Source organism: Rhodococcus sp. UNC23MFCrub1.1, assembly GCF_000686025.1.
In the GTDB taxonomy this organism is placed as follows: domain Bacteria; phylum Actinomycetota; class Actinomycetes; order Mycobacteriales; family Mycobacteriaceae; genus Rhodococcoides.
Genome location: NZ_JMLQ01000021.1, coordinates 1 through 1,419 on the forward strand (window position 1 = coordinate 1; position 1,419 = coordinate 1,419).

Sequence of the window (1,419 nt, forward strand, 5' to 3'; positions counted from 1 at the left end):
GAGGGAGGCCTTGTTGCCGGCGTAGGTGAGGGCGTCGAGGACGGTGATCTCGATGTCGGGGCGGGTGCGGGCGGTCAGGTGCACGAAGTTCGCGCCGATGAACCCGGCGCCGCCGGTCACGAGCATTCTCATGCGGCGAGACTACGTTCCTCACTTTCGAGTTTCGACCTGAGTGGGATGTGTGACCGGCATCGCTCAAGACGCGCGATTTGCTGGCTTCTGAGACACTTCGTTCTCATGCGGGGAATCATTCTGGCCGGTGGAACCGGCTCGCGGTTACATCCGATCACCGTCGGGGTGAGCAAGCAGCTGGTGCCTGTCTACGACAAGCCCATGATCTATTACCCCCTGACCACATTGATGCTGGCGGGCATCCGAGACATCCTCATCATCACGACGTCGCACGATGCAGATCAGTTCCACCGTTTGCTTGGTGACGGCTCCCAATTCGGTGTTTCCATCACTTATACGGTTCAACACCAACCCAACGGCTTGGCTCAGGCGTTCGTAATAGGCGCGGAGCATGTCGGTTCGGAACAAGTCGCGCTCGTACTGGGCGACAACATCTTCTATGGTCCCGGCTTGGGTTCGCAATTGGCGAGATTCGAGAACCTCGGTGGCGGTGCAGTCTTTGCGTATGAAGTGTCCGACCCGTCGGCCTATGGCGTCATTGAGTTCGACAGGTCAGGGCGAGCGATCTCGCTGGAGGAGAAGCCCACCAAGCCGCGGTCGAACTACGCGGTGCCGGGGCTGTACTTCTACGACAACGACGTCGTCGCCATCGCCCGCGATCTGAAGCCTTCGGCGCGGGGCGAGTACGAGATCACGGACGTCAATCGGCACTACTTGGAAGCCGGCACCCTTCAAGTCGAGGTGCTGCCGCGTGGAACCGCGTGGTTGGACACGGGTACCTTCGACTCCTTGTTGGACGCGTCGAACTTCGTACGCACGATCGAGCAGCGCCAGGGACTCAAGGTAGGGGCACCCGAGGAGGTGGCGTGGCGTCGAGGTTGGATCACTGACGACGAACTGACCCAGCGCGCGACTCCGCTGGTCAAGTCGGGGTACGGCACGTACCTCCTCGAACTCATCGACAAGAAGGTGGGGTTGTATGAGTTTTCGTGAGCTGTCGATTCCCGGGGCGTTCGAGTTCACTCCCCGCCAGTTCGGCGACGACCGCGGGGTGTTCTTCGAATGGCACAAGGACTCCGCCTTCACCGCCGCCGTCGGCCACCCCCTGGAACTGCTGCAGGCCAACTGCTCGGTCTCCGCCGCCGGTGTGCTGCGCGGCATCCACGTCACCGTCGACCCACCCGGACAGGCGAAGTACGTCACCTGCACCCGCGGCGCGTTCCTCGACGTCGTGGTCGACCTCCGCAAGGACTCACCGACGTACGGCACCTGGGACTCGGTGCTCAT

General features: G+C 62.1%; 3 protein-coding genes. 2 read left to right on the forward strand and 1 reads right to left on the reverse strand.

Going from position 1 to position 1,419, the window contains the following annotated elements:
* A partial coding sequence (locus tag BR07_RS27220; RefSeq protein WP_155957174.1) for an NAD-dependent epimerase/dehydratase family protein occupies window positions 1-132 on the reverse strand: 132 nt, incomplete at its 3' end.
* A gap of 105 nt (window positions 133-237) precedes the next feature.
* Here BR07_RS27220 and rfbA point away from each other — a divergent pair.
* Together rfbA and BR07_RS0122595 are read left to right on the forward strand one after the other, a co-directional pair.
* Window positions 238-1,125 (forward strand): glucose-1-phosphate thymidylyltransferase RfbA, encoded by an 888-nt coding sequence (gene rfbA, locus BR07_RS0122590; RefSeq protein WP_027507340.1) that lies wholly within the window; start codon window positions 238-240, stop codon window positions 1,123-1,125.
* On the forward strand, window positions 1,112-1,419 hold a 308-nt coding region (locus tag BR07_RS0122595; protein WP_027507341.1), incomplete at its 3' end, for a dTDP-4-dehydrorhamnose 3,5-epimerase family protein. The genes rfbA and BR07_RS0122595, both read left to right, overlap by 14 nt.